The organism is Parasphingopyxis algicola (genome assembly GCF_013378075.1).
GTDB classification, from domain to species: Bacteria; Pseudomonadota; Alphaproteobacteria; order Sphingomonadales; family Sphingomonadaceae; genus Parasphingopyxis; species Parasphingopyxis algicola.
The window spans coordinates 3407990-3425571 of the sequence record NZ_CP051131.1 but is presented as its reverse complement, the minus strand read 5'-3'; the positions used below and the strand labels follow the sequence as shown (position 1 = coordinate 3425571).

Sequence of the window (17582 nt, the reverse complement as noted above, 5' to 3'; positions counted from 1 at the left end):
TCCTTTATTCGGCGGGAACGGTTTGCGGGGCGACGATCGGACGATCCTTTTCCGGATCGTGCGGCGTGTCGGTCATCGGCTTTTCGGTGCGGGTCTTGCCGGCGATGGTCAGCCACACATTGTAGACCATCACGGCAGCGCCAGCGAGGTAGAGCAGCCCGCCTGCCGCGCGGATCAGATACATGGGATGCATGGCGCTGGTGACTTCCGAGAAGGCGTAGACCAGATAGCCGTCCGCTCCATATTCACGCCACATCAGGCCCTGCATGATGCCGGCGACCCACATCGAGGCGGCGTAGAGAACGATGCCGACCGTCGCGAGCCAGAAGTGCCAGTTCACCATGCGCAGGCTGTACAGCCGCTCGCGCGCCCAGAGCCGCGGCACCAGGAAGTAGATCGCGGCAAAGGTGATCATGCCGTTCCAGCCCAGCGCGCCCGAATGCACATGGCCAATCGTCCAATCGGTATAGTGCGAGAGCGAGTTGACCGCCTTGATCGACATCATCGGACCTTCGAAGGTGCTCATGCCGTAGAAGGCGAGCGCCATGACCATCATCCGGATGATAGGATCGGTGCGGATCTTGTCCCAAGCGCCGTTGAGCGTCATCAGGCCGTTGATCATGCCGCCCCAGCTCGGCATCCACAGCATCACCGAGAACACCATGCCGAGCGTCTGCGCCCAGTCGGGCAGCGCGGTATAGTGGAGATGGTGCGGACCCGCCCAGATATAGAGGAAGATCAGCGACCAGAAGTGGATGATCGACAGCCGGTAGCTGTAGACCGGGCGCTCGGCCTGTTTGGGCACGAAATAATACATCATGGCGAGGAAGCCGGCGGTCAGAAAGAAACCGACCGCGTTATGCCCGTACCACCATTGGGTCAGCGCATCCTGCACCCCGGCAAAGGCGGTGTAGCTTTTCGAGCCGAGGAAGCTGACGGGAACTGCCAGATTGTTGACGATGTGGAGCATCGCGATCGTCAGGATAAAGGCGAGGAAGAACCAGTTCGCCACATAGATATGCGGCTCCTTGCGCTTGACGATCGTGCCGATGAAGACCGCGCCATAGGCGACCCAGACGATCGTAAGCCACAGATCGACATACCATTCGGGCTCGGCATATTCCTTGGACTGGGTGATGCCGAGCAGATAGCCGGTGGCCGCCAACACGATGAACAGCTGGTAGCCCCAGAAAACGAAGCGGGCGAGGCCAGGGAAGGCAAGCCTCGCCCGGCACGTACGCTGGACGATGTAGAAACTCGTCGCGATCAGCGCATTGCCTCCGAAGGCGAAAATGACGGCGGACGTATGGAGCGGCCGGAGCCGGCCGAACGTCGTATATTCGAAGTTGAGGTTGAGCACCGGGAAGGCGAGCTGCAGGGCGATGTAGAGCCCCGCCAGGAACCCGGCCATGCCCCAGAACACGGTCGCGATGACGCCCCAGCGGACCGGATCGTCGTCATAGCGGCTCTGATCGGGTGTCGGCGCGGCGCCACGCGCGAGCGCTGCGAAATCTGCCCTGTTCGCGGTTGCGAATGCCGCGATCAGCGCGGCGGCGACCACGATCCACATATGAATCGCAAAGCCCGAATCCGCCGCGGCGGCGGCCGCCACAAATGCCAAAAACGCGACGATCAACCAACCGCCGACCTTCATTGTCAGAGTTTCCATGCGCCCTTCCCTTTGCAAAGCGTGCCTTGCTCTTAGGGCGAAAGGCCACCGACTCTTTGATCGGGATCAAGAATGGAGGCGGGGCGGCAATTCTTTGCCCGATATAGAAAAAATCAATGAAAATCCCGCGATTTAGGAAGGATCCGCACGTTACGCGGATGGCCCCGATTGCGCGATGCACCGGACCCGCGCGGCAGTTGGGGATGGGCGCCCTCGTCGGCGGGAGACAGTTCCGGCTCGGCGACATGCGCATCCGAGAGCCGGTCGAGCGCGTCCGTCCGGTCGACGATATGCGTCGCCATCAGATGGACGACGCCTTCCGCGCTGCGCTGGACCTCGCCGTGAATCACCATCAGCCGCGAGGCCATGACCGGGCGGCGCAACCGCTCCATATGCCGGGCCCAGAGCAAAGCGTTGACGATGCCGGTCTCGTCCTCGATCGTGATGAAGATAGCGTTCCCCTTGCCCGGCCGCTGACGGATCAGGACGACGCCGGCCGCCCTGACCCTGGCCCCGTCCTTCGCCGCGTTGACGGCCGCGCAGCTCAACACCTTCTCGCGATCGAACAGCGGGCGGAGGAACGTCATCGGATGTGCTTTCAATGAAAGCCGAAGCGTCTGGTAATCGGCGACGACATGTTCGGCGGGTTGCATGGCGGGGAGTTTCGGATCGGGTTCTTCCCGAAGTTCGCGCATATCGGCATAGGCGAAAAGCGGAAGCTCGCCACCTGGCATGCGGCGGACCTCCCACAAGGCGTCGCGACGGTCCTTGCCGATCGAGCGACAGGCATCGGCATCGGCGAGCAGACGCAGCGCGCGGCGCGGCAGGTTCGCGCGGCGGGCAAGGTCCTCGATCCCGGCGAATAGCCGTTGCCCGCGCGCTGCCTCGACCCGCTCCGCCCATTCTTCGCGAAACCCGTCGATCTGGCGCAAACCGAGGCGCAGCGCGAGCGTGCCCTCCCCCGTCGATTCAAGGCTGTTGTCCCAGTTGCTGGCATTGATATCGACCGCGCGCACCGCGCCGCCATGCTCGCGCAGATCGCGGACGAGCTGGGCCGGCGCGTAAAAGCCCATCGGCTGCGAATTCAGGAGCGCGCAGGTGAAGACCGCCGGATGATGGCATTTGATCCAGCTCGAGACGTAGACCAGCCGGGCGAAGGAGAGCGCGTGGCTCTCGGGAAAGCCATAGCTGCCGAACCCTTCGATCTGCCGGAAACAGCGCTCGGCGAAATCGCGTTCATAGCCGCGCGCCGCCATCCCCTCGATCATCTTCTTCTCGAACTGGTCGATCGTCCCGACATTGCGGAAGGTCGCCATGGCGCGGCGCAGGCGATTGGCGTCCTCGGGCGAGAAATCGGCGGCGACGATGGCGAGCTTCATCGCCTGTTCCTGGAACAGCGGCACGCCCTTGGTCTTGCCGAGCACGCCCTTCAGCTCGTCCGGATCGAGGGGCGGTTTGGGCGAGGGAAAATGGACCTTCTCCACCCCGGCCCTGCGCCGCAGATAGGGATGGACCATATCGCCCTCGATCGGCCCGGGCCGGACGATCGCGACCTGGATGACGAGATCGTAGAATATGCGCGGTTTCAGCCGCGGCAGCATGTTGATCTGCGCCCGGCTCTCGACCTGGAAGACGCCGATACTGTCGCCCTCGCAGAGCATGTCGTAGACCGCCGGGTCCTCGTGCTGGATCGTATCGAGCTCATAGTCGCCGAGCCCGTGCAGCCGCATCAGATCGAAGCTTTTCCGGATGCAGGTCAGCATGCCGAGCGCGAGGATATCGACCTTCATCAGGCCGAGCGCGTCGATATCGTCCTTGTCCCATTCGATGAAGGTGCGGTCCTCCATCGCGCCATTGTGGATCGGCACCAGCTCGTCGAGCCGCCCCTCGGTCAGCACATAGCCGCCGACATGCTGGGAGAGATGGCGCGGAAATTCGAGGACCTGGTCGACCAGCGCCTTCAATCGCGCGATCTCCGGATTGTCGAGGCTGAAGCCGGTCTCCGCGATCCGTTCCGCCTGCATCTCGCGCGAATAGCTGCCCCAGACCGTGCTTACGAGCTGGCTGGTCACGTCCTCCGACAGGCCCAGCGCCTTGCCGACCTCGCGGACCGCGCTTCTCGGCCGGTAATGGATGACGGTCGCGGCGATCCCCGCCCGCTCGCGGCCATAGCGGCGATAGATATACTGCATCACCTCCTCGCGCCGCTCATGCTCGAAATCGACATCGATATCGGGCGGTTCCTTGCGCTCGCGCGATACGAAGCGGGAAAAGAGCAGATTGTAGCGGACCGGATCGACCGAGGTGATGCCGAGCAGGAAGCAGACCATAGAATTGGCGGCCGACCCCCGCCCCTGACAGAGGATCGGCGGATCCTGCGCGCGCGCGAATTTCACCACATCGTGCACGGTGAGGAAATAATAGGCGTATTCCTGGTCGCGGATCAGCGAGAATTCCTCGTCGATCAGCTGTTGCGCCTCGGGCGGGATGGTGTCGCCATAGCGCGCATGCGCCGCCTCGAGGACGATATGTTCGAGCCAGTCCTGCGGGGCCCAGCCTTCGGGCACCGGCTCGTGCGGATATTCGTAGCGCAGGTCGTCCAGGGTGAAGGTGATGCGGGACAGCAGATCGGTGGTCGCCGTTATCGCCTCCGGATAGTCGCGGAACAGCCGCGCCATCTCGTCGGGCGGTTTCAGATGCCGCTCGGCATTGGCGGCGAGCAATTTTCCAGCATGGGCAATGGTCGTGCCCTCGCGGATACAGGTGAGGACATCATGCAGCTGCCGATGCTGCGGCGTCGCGTAGAGCGCATCGTTGGTCGCGAGCATCGGCAGATCGAGGCGCGCGGCGAAGGCCGCCAGCTTCTCCAGTTTCCGATGATCGCGCCCGCTGCGCGGCATGGTGGCGCCGATCCAGAGCGCGCCCGGCGCCGTGTCGGCCAGGCAGCGCAGCGCGATCTCGTCTTCTTCGCCTCTCTCTCCTTCCTTGGCCATCGCGATCAGCAACAGATCCTCGCAATGGTCGAGCAAATCTTTGAGCTGGAGCAGGCAATCGCCTTTCTCCGCCCGCCGGTTGCCGACCGTCAGCAGCCGGGTAAGCCGCCCCCAGCCATGGCGCGTCGCAGGATAGGCGATGATGTCGGGTGTCCCGTCGACGAAAACGAGCCGCGCCCCGACGACGAGCCGGAACGGAAAGGCGGCGCGCTCATTCTCGGGCAGATCCTCCAGCGCGTTTCGCAACGCGACATGCGCGCGGACGACGCCGGCCACCGTATTGCGGTCGGCAATGCCGATGCCGGCCATGCCCAGCGCGATCGCCTGCCCGACCATCTCGCCCGGATGCGAGGCTCCGCGCAGGAAGGAATAGTTGGTCGCGGCGGCGAGCTCGGCGAAGCCGGTCACGAGATGGCCTCGGGGACATAGGGGGCGGACCGGCCCTTATTCCCCTCTCCCCCCGCTGATGCGGGGGGAGAGGGATGTGTAGGCTTAATGAGCGTAGCGAATTTAGACGGAGCTGGGTGAGGGGGGAGCGCAGCTTTGCTGCGCGCGCTTGCTGTGCAAGCGCCACCCCCTCTCCAACTGCGCGTAAGCTCACTAGCTTCGCTAACGCTCCGTATCTGTGTCGGTCGAACTACAGGTCGATCGTGCCCCCGGCACGATCTTTGAAATGCCGGGGGCATTCCAATCCTGCAGTTAGGCCGACACACCCCCTTGAAGGGGGAGAGGGATTTAAGGGGCAGTCCCGATCGTGACCTCCTCATGCGAACAGCCCGTGCAGATACCAGCGCGGATCGGCCTTCTCCCGCCCGAACAGGCCGTGGCGGAATATCCAGTAGCGCCGCCCCGCTACATCCTCGATCCGGTAATAGTCGCGCGTCAGCCGGGTGCGACCCAGAGGATCGCGGCTGCCGTGCCACCATTCCGAGGCGATGCGCTCGGGGCCCTCGTAGCGCGTCACCTCGCGCAGCTTGCGCCGCCAGCGGAAGCGATAGGGCGGCCCGTCCGGCACCTCGGCGATCACGCTGATCGGCTCGGGCGGGTCGAACAGCTGCAGGGGCCGCGCGGGCGGCTCGCCGGGTTCGGGTGCGGGCCAGGCCATGGGCACAGCGGCTTCGACGGCGGGCATAGCGATCTGCCCCTGTTCGGGAATATGCGTATAGCCGGGGTGGAAACGGTGCAGCCGGTCACGCCCGAACCGCGTACTCAGCCGGTCGAGCAGTTCGGCGACCGCTCCGTCCTGCGCTTCCCGGCCTTTCCCCGTCCCGCCTTCCAGGCCCGGCTGGCTCGGCGCGAGCGGTTCGGTCACGGGCACCGCCAGCTCGACGCAATCAAAGCCGAAACCCGGATCGAGCGGATCGGTCAGCGTTTCGATCCGCTCGTCGAAAAGCCGCCGGATCGCCGCAAGATCGCGCGTCGGCAGGCCGGTTTCGACACGGAGCGTCCGGGTGCGGCCGTCGGTCCGGTGAAACAGCGCCGCGAAGCGCCGCCCGCCGCGATCGCGCTTGGCCAGCTCTGTGATGGCCTCGGCAAGCAATTCCGCCAGCACGGCCAGCGCATACTCGCTGTTCGCCACGGGTTCGGCGAAACGGCGCACGACCCGGATGGGCGGCTGGCGGTACTCGGGATCGAGCGGGCTGTCCGCCTCTCCCAGCAGCCGCTCCAGCGCCAGCACCGCCGCCGCCCCGAACCGCGCCGCGATCGCTGCGCGCGGCCGGTCCGCCACCGCGCCGACCGTCTTGAGGCCCGCGCGGCGCAATCCGAGATCGCTTTCGGGATCGAGCTCCAGCGCGGCGACCGGCAAGCGCCGGATCGCGGCCCCCTCATCTATGCCTTCCCCCCCGCCGTGCCGGGCCAGCGCATGGGCGGCCCGGGCGGTCGATCCGCGCGCGGGACGGACGGTCATGCCCAACTTTTCGAACCGCGCCGTCACCGTCCTTGCCAGCGCCTCCTCGCCGCCGAACAGATGCGCGCAGCCCGTGATATCGAGCAGCAGCCCGGCGGGCGGATCGGCCGCCACCATCGGCGTATAGCGCACACAGTCCCGGGCCAGCCGGTCGAGCCAGTTCGCATCGGCCGGCGGATCGTGATCGTGCACGGCGAGGTCGGGCACCCGCGCCCGCGCATCGGCCAAGGCGAGGTCGGGCGCGAGTTCGGGCGCGAGGCCCAGCGCTTCGGCGACCGGATTGACCGCCATGAGGCGCATCGCCCCCTTCACCTTTTCGACGGAAGCGAACGGCCCCTCAGGCGCCGGCGGCAAGGCGCCGCAAATCCGCAACCTGTCGGCCGGCAGGTAGGGAAACCAGAGGGCCAGGAAGCGCCGGCTGCCGGTCCGCCTGCCCGGCCGGTTCCCGGATTGCTCCAGAGTCCGGTTCGATGAAGCGTCGCCGGTCACGATCCCATTCCAGTCGCCAGCTTTGCCCGGCGGGTCCGGCGCGGCGGCGCAGCAGGGTCAGGTCGAAGGCCGGGGTTCCGGGGGCATTGGCGGGAAGCGGACGGGACGGCGCGGCGCGCACCGACCAGCGCGTATCGGCAGTGCTCGGCGCCGGGGCGCCGCCCGGGCGCAGCATCAGCGCCGTGACGCCCGACCGCTCGGCCGCGAGGGTCAGCCGGCGGCTCGCCATCAGGTCCAGCAGATGCGGATTTCCCCAGCATTCGGCGACTACCGCGCCAAGCCCGGCACAGCGCAGCGCATCTGCGACGGCGCGGAGCAGGGCCAGCGTGTCGGGAACGGTGGCGAGGATGAGCGCGGCCGGGTCGCCGCCCAGCTCGGCCAGGCCAGCGGCATGGAACCGCCCGCCGCGCCACTGCGCCTCTTCGGTCCGCAGCCAGAGCAGGGGCTTTCCCCCGCCCCCTTCCCCGTTTTGCGCGAGGATACCGAGCATCGCGGCGAAACCGGCCGCCGCGCCGCCATCCTCGGCGTCTTCCGCGAATATTTCGTGCAGCTGTCCACGCCGCAAACCTCCATCGAGATAGGCGTCGAGCGGCGCATGACCCAAGGCCATGATACCGGACGCGCCTTCCTGCCCACCGCCGGCCCCATGGTCCGCCAGGCGCGCCCGAAGCGCGGAGAGGATTTGAGCCGACTCGCGCATAACTGTTCTTGTTTTGTTCTATTCTGGCGAAAACAGGGCCCGAGTCAAGCCGCCCGGCTCGTCCGGACAATTTCGCATCACGCAGAAAATGGAGATGCCGAGGCCTGGTTCCGCAGCCTCATTCGGCGATCATACCGTCATCGACGTACCGCGATAGATTCTCGAGCGGTAGCGCGAATCCTCCGCATCCGGCAGGGGCGCGCCGACCAGGAGGATCGCCCGGGCGAAGCGCGCCAGTTCTTCCTGATGTTCTTCCTCGTTACGCGGTTCTTCGGACCGGACGCGCCGCGTGAGATTGATCTGGTTCGTGGCGACGTCGTGAACCAGCCGTTCATTCTCGACCGCGAGTGTGGCGGTGAACGCGTGGAGCGTCGTCTTGATGAAGTTGGCGAGCGCGAAAGCAGGTCCTTTCTTGCCGAAGGGCACATCGGGCGAAACCAGGACCAGTTGGCATCCGTCATAGAGCGACGCCTTGCGCGAGACCCGGAAATGATGGGTGAGATTCTGCTCGACCACATGCCGAAAATCCTCCGGTGACAGCGGTTCGCTGCTCTCGAACAGTCGGTCCGGCAGACCTTCATAGGGCATCGACACGACGGTCGCCGGACGTCCCCATTTTTGCAATGCTTCATCCATGGCCGGTTCGATATCCTCGCCGGCAACGATCGTATGCACATCGTCGGCCGGGCAATCGCCCAGCTTGTTGATGATCGCCTGGCCGCCGGTCTTGCTTTGCGTCAGCAGGACCACATTCGCCACTCCGAGGTCGCCGATCAGGCGCCGCACCGTTGCCGCGATATAGTCGGTCAGATGCTGGCAGACGATCCAGACCGTCTTGCCCTTCATGGCGTCCAGACGCTCCGCCTTGGGACTGCCGAACATCTCGCGTTCCACGGTCGAGCGTTCGACCGCCAGGCCACCCGAGGGCATGAACGTCTCGCCGCTGACCGCGCGATCGGCGAGATAGAAGACGGTCGCCTGCGCGACATCGGCTTCGGTCGGCATTGCGCCGAGATGGAGTTGGGATGTCACGCCCTTGCCGATTTTCTCGGCATCCTCCTCGATGCGCTGTTGCGGCAGAAATGGAATCTCTTCCGGCGGGCCGATTGCGAGCCAGTCCTCGCCATTATCAGCGCGGTCGGCCCATTGCGGGAGGTCGAGCAAATAGCCGCCGGTATTGACTCGCCTCAGCAGGCGCGCGGCCAGTTCCGGCGTCATCAGGAACCGGTCCCAGCTGCATGTGCCGTCGCCGTCGCGCGCGCAATCGAGTACGAGCTTGCGCAGCGCTTCGGGCGTTTCTTTGTCGTGCGACAGATAGGCGATGTCGTTGCGCATCAGCCGGCCGAGCACATGATCGACATCGGCGCCTTCGCGCACGGCCCGGATGACCGCCGCGTAGATCGCGTTGAGCCGCTTGTTTTCGAGGATCAGGCGCGCGCGGCGCTTGAACAGGCCGGGCTTGCCGCCGGTGCCGGCCAGCCGATCGCCGGCGACCGGCCCGGGGGCGATGGCGTTGCACTGGATCTCCGGGCCGAGGAAGCGCGAGAAACTCTCGACCATGGCGCGTTGACCGGCCTTGGACACGGCATAATCGGCCCGGTTGGGATAGGCGACCGCGAGGTATTTCTCGCCGCCGAAATAGGATGAAACGTTGAGGATATAGCCGCTGCGCTGCGCGCGCATGAACGGCACGGCATGGTGCATGAGCAGATAGTTGGAGACGAGGTTGGCATCGAGCGTGAAGCGCCAGTCGTCGAGCGCCATGTCGACGACCATATCTTCCGCGCCGGCCACACCGGCATTGTTGATGAGGTAATCGACGCGCCCGAACGTCTCCATCGTCTCGTCGAACGCTGCGCGCAGCGATTCGAAATCGCTGACATCGACATCGGCGATGAACTTCACGCGCCGGTCGACGCCCGAAAAGCCGACATCCTGAAGTTCGCCGACGATACGATCGCGCGCTGCCTCCAGCTGGTCGCGGCGCCGCGCGACCATCATCACCCTGGCCCCGGCCAGCGCGAGCAATCGGGCAACCTGGCCGCCGATCCCGGCCGATCCCCCGGTGATGAAGGCAACTTTCCCGAGATGCAGCCCGGTGATGTTTTCGGCGAAACCGACCATGGCGCTGCTCGCGCCCGCTTCCTCGCCGATATTTGCCGGCAGATAGAGCCTGGTCTCCGCGATCTTCTGTTCCTTGAACACGATACGCGTCGCATGGCCGCCGGAGAACCGGAGGTTTTCGTCCTCGGCATTGGTGTGGCGAACGATCAGATTGCCCCAGGCGGCCCGTTCGATCCGGCCATGCTCGCGTTCGACCCGCGATTCGTCGCGCCAGATGGTGATCAGCTGGGCGATCCCTGCGCCGTAGATCTTGCTGTAGATATCGCCCCCGCCGTCGCTCTTGTTGGTCATGAAGACGAACCGGGGATCCTGGAGCAGGTCGGGATGGAGCTTCCAGTAGCGGCTCAGCGTCCGGCCGAGCGCCACGGCGCCGACCAGTTCGTTGTCCATGAAGCTATCGACCGTCTCGTCATCGGCCTCGAGCAGCGGATCGGAGAAATAGCCCGCAGGTTTCAGCGGCAGGACGATGGCGCTGGTGATCGGCCCATGCTCGGCGCTGTAACCGGCCAGCACCTCTTCCATCCCGGTTGCTTCGGCGCGCCGGAGCCGGACGATCGTCAGCCCATCGCCGGCCGGGTGCGCCATTACCCGCGCCGTGGCCTGGGCGACATCGGCGGCGCGCGGCAGACCGAGCAGCACCTTGGCGCCGCAGGCGATCTGGATGCGCGCCATCTCCAGTGCATCTTCCCAATCCTCGCCCGCAACGATCAGCACGGCGAGCCCGGCCCCGTCCAGCGAGCGCATCGAGGGGCGATTGAGATAGGTGGACCGCGAATCCTTGCGCGCGCGCATGCCGTGGGTGACGTCGATCTCGTTGCCGTTCATCCCCGCCGATTCCTCGCTCGCGAGGAAGGTGCAGGCACCGGCGATATCGACGGGCAGCGGCAGCGTTTTCCTGGGTTCCGTGCCGCCGATCGACCGGCTGAGCGACATCCGGCCCTGGAAATGATCGGCCGTCGCGCCCTCTTCGTCCCCCTGCAGCTCGTCCATCGCCGCAAAGACGGTCCGGATGCGGTCGCTTTCGATGGGACCGGGAAAAACCGTGTTCACGCGGATGCCGCGCGGCCCGCATTCTTCCGCCAGCCGCCGCGACAGCGCGTTGAGCGCGGCCTTGGGGACGACATAGGCCGTGCGGCCATAATAGCGCGTGTGCGAGAAGATCGTCGAAATGTTGATGACCGAACCGCCGGCCGGGATCAGCGGCGCCGCAATCCGGGTCAGGTTCCAGGTGACGCCGAAAATGTTGCGCATCGCATCGGCGACCGTTTCAGCATCCCCGCATTGCTCCATTTCTTCGGCGGTCAGCGGCACATTTTCGAGCAGCTGTTTCGGACCCGCCGATCCGGCATTGTTGACAAGGATATTGATCCGGCTGTGCGTCTTCTCGATCTCTCCCATCGCTGCGCGGATCGAATCCGGATCGCCGCCGTCGAGAATGGCCGTATCGATCTTGTCCGCCGCCACGCCCGTATCCGCGATCACCGCTTCGCGCGCCGCCTCGATCCGGTCCCTGGTCCGCCCGGTCATGACCACGGTCGCGCCTTCGCGCGCATAGGCGCGGGCAATCTCGCCGCCGAGATTGCCGGCCGCGCCGGTGATCAGCGCCACCTTGCCCGCAAGACGACCATCTACTCCCTTGGCCGCCGCAGCCCCTGCCGTAGCGGTTTTCTTCTTCTTTTCGGCCATAGCCTTCTTGTCTCCGACATAGCGCGCCGCTTGCGGGCGTCGTTATTCTTGTTGGGGCGGTTCGGCCTCGGCCGCCGCCCAATATTCGAACAATTCGTCTCGGCTGCGCAGGCCCATGGCGGGCAGCGCGTGGTTCACGACATAGGTCGCGCCGGAATGTTTATTGTCCCACATCGACTGATGCGCGTCGGGAAGGCCTTCCCAGGGGACAACGAGTGGCTCGGTCACATCGAGCAATCCCGCTGATACCATATTGTTCATGAAAGTCACCTCATGCGCGTTGCACAGGTGCGTGCCGAAGATGTTGGCGCCCGGCATGAAGATGCGGCGCTGACGCGTCCAGACCTGCGGCGCGTAGAAGGTATAGCGCCGCCCGGCCATCTCCTCGGCATAGACGACGCGGCCGCCGAACGGTTTGACGAGCGAGGTCGAGACCCCGAGCGTGTCCTGGCCCGCGCGCTCGAACACGATATCGGGCACGCCGCGCGGATTGCCGGGCGAACGCAACAGCTTGCCGATCGCGGTGCCGAACGGCTTCATCGTCTTCTGCTGGTAATCGCGCACGCCGATCTTGAAATTCTCGATATCCTGCTTGGCATCGGGGAGGCGCGGCAGCGTATCGGGCCAGTGGAAGTTCGCGCCGTCCCGGCGTTTGAGCGTTTCGAGGCTGACCACGCCCTCGATCGATTCCTCGAGCCCCAGCGACTGGAGGAACTCGCGCTGCCCGTCGGTCGTCGAAACGATCACGATCCGGGCTTTGAACAGCCGCGCGGCTTCGATCATCTCGAGGCCGGTCTCGTCGGCGAGATCGCGGCTGTTCGGACCGTAATAGAGAAGAACGGACTCGCCGCCGCGCAGATTGGCCCGTTGCAGCATCTCCTCGGGCCGCGCTTCGCCCGGCTTGCCCATGAAGCTGAAATGATAGCCCGAGGACGCGCCGTAAAAGGCCAGCGTACCGTTCTCTTCGAGTAGCTGGAAACTGCGCGGAAAGGCGCGTTCGCCGGCATGGCTGACGACATAATCGGCAAGCTTGCCGCCGGTCATGTCGCGATAGCTGTCGAGCAGCGCCTCGCCCTCGGCCTCCCATTGGCGCGCCGCGTCAGGATCGTCGGGGATCGGGGTGAAACAGTCGGCGATCTCGGGCGCCTTGCGGTTGATCGCGCCGACCGCGCCCTGGCCACGGACGAATTCGGCGCGGTCCGCGCTCGACACCATGCCGACCGCTGCCAGCCCCGTCCGCACGCTGGACTTCAACGCATCGAGACCCGTGCCGGTCGCCGCGCCTTCGACGAAGATCGTCCGCCCCGGCTTGATATCGAGCGTCGTGAACAGGCAGCGCGTGATCGTGCCGAGATTGAGCGTATAGGCGCCCGCCTGTTCGAGCGTCAGATCGCCCGGCACGCGGTGAAGCTGCGGCCCCTGCACGGTCAGAAACTGCGCATGGCTGCCGGTTTTCGTTTCGTACCCCTGGATCGAAAAGCCCGCATACATCGGGTCGTTGCCAACCTCCGGCGACAGCAGATCGTTGGTGCCCGAATAGATGTTCACGAGATCGCCGACCTTGAGCCGGCCCTCGGCCTTGAGCTCGCTGCCCAGCGCGGCGATCAAGGCAAGCCCGCCCGATCCGGTGGTCTGCACATCCTCGTCATGCGCATCGAACGGCGAGACCGGAATGCCGGTCAGCGCCCAGATATCGTTGAAATTGACCTCCGAGGACAGGAGATAGACGAGCGCCTCGTTGGCTTCGGGGCGCGGCACGGGCACGATCAGTTCGCGCTCATGCGTGGCCGGCGGGCCGAAACGCGGCGCGCCGGTATCGGGATCGCGGGCAATGCCGAAAGCGAGCTGGTGATCGGGGATCGGCGTGACGCCCGGATAGAAAGGCGCGCCGACCGGCAGCAGATCGCCGCGTCCGATCATCGCCGCCTTGCGCGGTTCGTGCTCCTCGTCGATCCAGACGCCGCTGCGGCGCACGGGCAGCGGCGGACTCTGCTTGTCCATGAATTGCTGGATGCCGGTCTTGCCGCCTTCGGGATCGATGATCGCCTCGGCGAAGCGCTGCGCTTCGCGGTCCAGCCCGGCGGCCATACCCTCTTGCCAGCCGGTCCGAATCGCATCGAGCGCGCGTTCGCCCGCCTTGTCGCGCCCCGCCCATGCGAGCTGGCCCAGGACGCGCTGGAGAAAATCGTCTTCGAGCACGGCATCGAGATCGATATCGGCCGCCTCCGACCAGTTTTCGGTGACCCTCTCGCGCTCTGCAAAGGCCTGGCCGAGCAGGCTGTCAGTCGGCGACATCACATATTCGCGGACCATCGCATGGGCGCGGGACAGCGCATCGTCGGAGCCCGCCGCCAGCGCATCGACGGCACCGATCGCCAGCGCCTGGTCCGCGTCGATCGCCCGGCCGCCGAGAATGAGGTCGAGCGCATCGCGCAGCCCGGTCTCGCCGCGCTTCGCCGCAAGCAGGCGCGGCAATCTTTGCGTACCGCCATAGCCGGGGAGCAGCCGCAGGTTGATCTCGGGCTGGCCGAACCGCGCCTTGGGATCGGCGATCCGGTAATGGCAGGCGAGCGCGAACTCCATGCCGCCGCCCAGCGCCACGCCCTGGATCGCCGCGATGCACGGCTTACCCATGGTCTCGATCTTGCCGAAGGCGAGCTGCGCATTGTCCGGCAGGGCCTTGGCCTCGGCGACGCTGTTCACCTCTTCGAGCATCTGCCGGATATCGGCACCGGCGACGAAGCTCTGGCTGCCCGCGCCGGTAAACACGACCGCGACGACATCGTCCTTGCGCGCCAGATGGTCGACAATGATGCCGAGTTCGTCGAGCGCGCGTTCGTTGAGCGCGTTGACCGGGGGGTTGGTGACCGTGACCGTCGCCACGCGTTTGCCCGGCGCAACGCGGTTATACTGGATCAGAAAGAAGCGGTAGCGCTCGAACAGCTGCTGTTCGTCGGCGAGCTGCTGCTTGCGCTTCCAGGCGTCGACGGCGCGGGCGAGATCGTCGAGGCTTTCGGGATTGCGCAGCGTCGATACATCGCCGACATCCTCGCCCTCGACCACCGCGCGGACCATGCGACGCATATATTTGCCGCTGCGCGTTTCCGGAAATTCGGCAAGCTCTATAAAGTCGGACGGGACGGCAACCGCGCCCTTTTCGGTGCGGACGAGCCCGGCCAGCCGGTTGCGATCCTCCTGCGTCAGCCGCTGGCCCGCTGCCGGCGTGACGAAAGCCACCGGCGTCGCGCCCTTTTCGCGATGCGGCGCGCCGATCACGAGGACGTTGCCGACCGGCGAATTGGGATCGAGCGCCTTGTCGCGCAGGATCGCGCCTTCGATCTCCTCGGTGCCGATCCGGTGGCCGGATACGTTGATGACATCGTCCGAGCGGCCGTGGAGCGAATAGGAACCGTCCTCGTGCCGCATCGCGAAATCGCCCTGGGTATAGGCCCAGGCGCCGCGCCAGCGCTTCCAATAGGTATCGGCATAGCGGTCCGCATTGCCGCGCCAGGTTGGTGCGACCCGCGCCGTCCGGCCATCGGTTTCGACGGTGAAGCCCTCGGCATCGCCCCAGATCGTCCGCGCCAGATAGGGATAGGGCAGGCGGATGATGATCTCGCCCTTCTCGCCGATATCGGCGCGCCGCCAGGCGACGCCGCCATCCTCGTCGTTACGCGGCAGTGGGACGGCATCCGAATCGCCCCGTCCGTCGGTATCCTCGATCCAGACATCGCCCAATATCCAGGGCAGCGGATAGGTATGCGCGTCGGCACGGAGCGGGAAATCGTCATTGCCGTGAAAATGCGTCCAGACGATGCCGCCATGCTCGGTCGCCCAATAGCTGTTGATATAGCGCTCGGCGACATGCTCCATCGCAAAGGCCTGCACGGCCGGTGAAACCGGCTCGGCGCAGAAGGTCGCGACCTTGAGCGAGGAGAGGTCGTAGCGCTCGATATCCTTCAGGTTTTCCGGATTCTGCATCACGGACTTCAGGAAGGTGACGCCGGCCTTGAAGATATCGACATCGTAGCGCTCGATGATCGAGGCGAAGCGGCCTGCATGCGGGAACACCGGCGAGCCTTCGGTAACGATCGTCGTCACCCGGCAGAGCAGCGACGCGGCGATCAGATAGCTTTGGCCGGTAATCCAGCCGGGATCCGCGACGACGTACATCGTGTCGCCGGGTTCGGCGCCGAAGGCGGCGGGCATCGTCGCCGCGACGCCCGCGCAATAGCCGCCATGGACATGGACGACGCCCTTGGGTTTCCCGGTTGAACCGGAAGTGTAGATGATGAAGTTCGGATATTCGGCATCGACCGCCAGCACCGGCGACGAGGCCCAGACTGCGCGGACGAGATCGGCGTCGGGCAGCGCGAGCAGCGCGTCTTCATCGGAAACATCGAACCCGGCGTCGCGCGCGGCGGCGAGCAGTTCCTCGCCCGCCGTATCGGTCAGCTCGTGACTCCAGCGATCGCGGTCGTCGTTCCAGATCAGATCGGGCTGCGCGGTATGACGGACGACGATCACCGCCTCGACGCGCGGCGGCGAATCGACCAGCGCGCTCGCCACGGCGATCCGGAGCTGCGCGGATTGGCGCGCATCGATGCCGCCGCCCTGCCCCATCTCGGCCAGCGCCTTGCCGACACCGCGCATCACGTCCGATCGTTCGACCGTAACCTCGCCTTCGAGCAGTTCGGCCACCGTCGCGCGGATAACGTCCGCCCGCCCTGCCTCGACACCGAGATCTCCGTCTGCAAGCGCCGCATCGAGCAGTTCCATCGCTACCGGCACGGCGACGAAATTGTCGAGCGCCGGATCGGTGTACATCGGTTTGAACGGCGCCATCTGCGCATTGCGATAGCTGCCGTCCGCGGTGATCACGACGCGCGCGCCGGCATCGGCGATCCGGTCGGACAGCGTCTTGTCGCTAAAGCCGCCGAACACCGGCGTATAGACGATGCCCAGCCGCTTCGCGCCCTCGGTCCAGTAGATCTGCTCGGCAATGCTCGGCATATTGAGCGCGATGCGATCGCCGGGCTGCAAGCCCAACGCCTTGAGCGCGAGCGCGCATTTGGCGCTTTCGAGCAGCAGTTTCTTGCGCGACACCGGATAGCTGTCGACCGGGCCGCCGCGCCCGCCATCCTCGGCCATGTTCCAGCGATCGCCCTCGAAGATCAGCGCCGCCTCCTCGCCATGGCCGGCGAGCACATGGCGATCGACCTCGTTGAACGCCGCGCTCGTCAGCCCGCCTTCGAACCAGCGCCAGTTGGGCGGATCGTCGCCGTTGAACGCCCGATCCCAGGGTTCGAAATCCGCCGGCAGGTCGGGTGTTACCGGCTCGGCCGTTGCGGCATTCCAGCCTGTCCAGCGATCGCCCTGCTCGTCCCAATTGACCCAAGCGCCGTTCTCTCCTTCGTCTGGAAGGAACCAGCAGATGCGCCGTTTTGCGATCTCGCCGTGAAAGGCGCCGGGGTCCTCGCGGCACGAACTGCGCATCGCCTGCCACGAAGAGAGGCTGTCAATCTGCATGTCGGCGCCGGTTCCTGTGCTGATATGAGATCCTTTCGAGACGATGCCGTTGCGCCGAGCCTTCGGTTGCGGCGTCGAGCTGGCAAGATCGGACCCAACGAACCGCGGTCGAATGATTTTCTCGACCGCCAAACCTAGCTTGAACCTATCGAAAAACGCAAACCGGGAAATCTGTTTGCGGAATTCCCGACTGCCGACCCTCGCTCCGGCTCTTCGCCGGCGGGTTGATGACGCCGCTCTTCTGGTCGATCGGCGCATTGGGTGGCGGCCTCCCAAACGGGCGAACTGCTCCAGGAAGTCGATGCGCCCCATGCGCACTTCATCGAAGATCTGTACCTATCGCGAGCAGCGACATGACGATCTGTTTCGAACGCAAGATGCAGCCGGTGCCGTGATGCCGGCGGCTCTCGCGGCGAACGCGGCCGCCCGACCCATCCTGTTCGCGACGAACGGGATTTTTGGCGACGACCGCAACGGCTTCGC

6 protein-coding genes are annotated in these 17582 nt (G+C 65.6%); all 6 read right to left on the bottom strand.

Translation table 11 applies throughout. The features are described from left to right. Positions 1–4 precede the first annotated feature (4 nt). Positions 5–1669, bottom strand: coding sequence for a cytochrome-c oxidase, cbb3-type subunit I (ccoN, locus tag HFP57_RS16710; protein ID WP_176870858.1), 1665 nt, complete (start codon positions 1667–1669; stop codon positions 5–7). Positions 1670–1782: 113 nt separating this feature from the next. After that, positions 1783–5070, bottom strand: a complete 3288-nt coding sequence (locus tag HFP57_RS16705) for an error-prone DNA polymerase (protein WP_176870857.1) — start codon at positions 5068–5070, stop codon at positions 1783–1785. A 355-nt stretch (positions 5071–5425) separates the two neighbouring features. Further along, positions 5426–6871 (bottom strand): DNA polymerase Y family protein, encoded by a 1446-nt coding sequence (locus HFP57_RS16700; protein ID WP_246263213.1) that lies wholly within the window; start codon positions 6869–6871, stop codon positions 5426–5428. 37 nt (positions 6872–6908) lie between these two features. Continuing rightward, positions 6909–7760: an ImuA family protein gene (locus HFP57_RS16695; RefSeq protein ID WP_246263212.1), complete on the bottom strand. Its 852-nt coding sequence runs from the start codon at positions 7758–7760 to the stop codon at positions 6909–6911. A 129-nt stretch (positions 7761–7889) separates the two neighbouring features. Continuing rightward, complete coding sequence (locus HFP57_RS16690) at positions 7890–11570, bottom strand: SDR family NAD(P)-dependent oxidoreductase (RefSeq protein WP_176870856.1); 3681 nt, start codon at positions 11568–11570, stop codon at positions 7890–7892. 42 nt (positions 11571–11612) lie between these two features. Continuing rightward, positions 11613–17099: an AMP-binding protein gene (locus HFP57_RS16685; RefSeq protein ID WP_176870855.1), complete on the bottom strand. Its 5487-nt coding sequence runs from the start codon at positions 17097–17099 to the stop codon at positions 11613–11615. Between the last annotated feature and the right edge of the window lie 483 nt (positions 17100–17582).

What these genes read in the sequence shown, in the direction of transcription:
- ccoN (WP_176870858.1), bottom strand. Translation starts at nt 1,669, where the DNA reads ATGGAAACTCTGACAATGAAGGTCGGCGGTTGGTTGATCGTCGCGTTT.
- HFP57_RS16700 (WP_246263213.1), bottom strand. Translation starts at nt 6,871, where the DNA reads ATGCGCCTCATGGCGGTCAATCCGGTCGCCGAAGCGCTGGGCCTCGCG.
- HFP57_RS16695 (WP_246263212.1), bottom strand. Translation starts at nt 7,760, where the DNA reads ATGCGCGAGTCGGCTCAAATCCTCTCCGCGCTTCGGGCGCGCCTGGCG.
- HFP57_RS16690 (WP_176870856.1), bottom strand. Translation starts at nt 11,570, where the DNA reads ATGGCCGAAAAGAAGAAGAAAACCGCTACGGCAGGGGCTGCGGCGGCC.
- HFP57_RS16685 (WP_176870855.1), bottom strand. Translation starts at nt 17,099, where the DNA reads ATGCAGATTGACAGCCTCTCTTCGTGGCAGGCGATGCGCAGTTCGTGC.